We start from the raw sequence: 1,046 nt of genomic DNA on the forward strand, positions 1-1,046 counted from the left end.
AGATAGACGAAGCGCGCGGGGTCGAGCGGCTCGGCACGCTCGCGGCGCACGATCGTCGGCGTCAGCAGCAGGTTGAGATCGGGCGACGTCTCGAGGAACTGACCCTTCGGCAGCGGCCCCAGTCCGGCATCCGCCCGGAAGCGGTTGAAGCGGTCATGCGCCGGCGCGCAAGCCGCCAGATACCTGGCCTCGAACGCCGCGCGTTGCGGGTCGTCCACGCCAAGCCCCGACAGATAGGGCGGCACATTGGCGTCCGGCAGCTCGGTCTCGGCGCAGGAGACGACGCGCACCCACGGACAGCCGGCGGCGGCGATCGCCGGGAACATGATGACATTGTCGAGCACCACGGCATCCGGCTTGAGCCGTGCCAGCAATTGGCGCAGCGGCGCCTCGGCATTGACCGCGGTGTCGACGATGGCCTGCCAGGTCGGAGCGACATAGGTCTCAAGCTGGTCGATCGGGCTCAGCCTGAAATGCGGCAGGTGCCGGCGCACGAAAGCCTGCCAGTAGCTCTGACGTTGGCTCTCGCTCAGCGGCTCGTCGGTTGGCAACTGGTATTCCTGGAAACCATAGTCGGCAAAGACGCCGGAGAAACCGGCATGGCAGATGAAGACGGGCCGGGCGCCTTTCGCACGCAGCGCCTGCGCGATGCCGACGCAATTCAACGCCGCGCCGAAGCTTGCTTCGGGAAACAGCGCGATGGTCGGGCTGGCTTTACGCGTCAATTAATCCTCGTCATTCCGGCCGGCTGATCGTGCCGAACAGCGCGGGAGCCCCGCGGCTGGCCGCTTGCGGTCGCTGGTTGCGGGAGAGCCGCAGATGAATGCGAAGCAGATCGGCAGCCACCTCATACTGCAGGCTTTCAAGATGGTCGAGTATGACAAGGTGTTCGCGCAGCGATTGCCGCAATCGGAAGACGTTGACGCCGGCATAGATGCCCGGCAGCCGGCGCAGCCTGAGGTGATCGGCGAGCGCGTCGGCGATGAAGCGGTTGGCGCTGCCCTCGGCGAGCATGCCGTGAAAATCGATGTCCAATCGCTGGAACT

Annotated in this window: 1 protein-coding gene and 1 pseudogene; both read right to left on the reverse strand. The window is 65.9% G+C overall.

Annotation, left to right across the window (positions count from 1 at the left end; genetic code table 11):
• Window positions 1–725, reverse strand: a pseudogene (locus ENZ74_RS32820) (glycosyl transferase family 1); the annotation flags it as partial.
• Between the two features lie 10 nt (window positions 726–735).
• The coding region (locus ENZ74_RS32825) for an FCD domain-containing protein (RefSeq protein ID WP_127313337.1) at window positions 736–1,046 on the reverse strand (311 nt) is incomplete at its 5' end.

Origin of the sequence: Mesorhizobium sp. M7A.F.Ca.CA.002.15.2.1 (genome assembly GCF_003998715.1) — a bacterium.
GTDB lineage: Bacteria > Pseudomonadota > Alphaproteobacteria > Rhizobiales > Rhizobiaceae > Mesorhizobium > Mesorhizobium ciceri.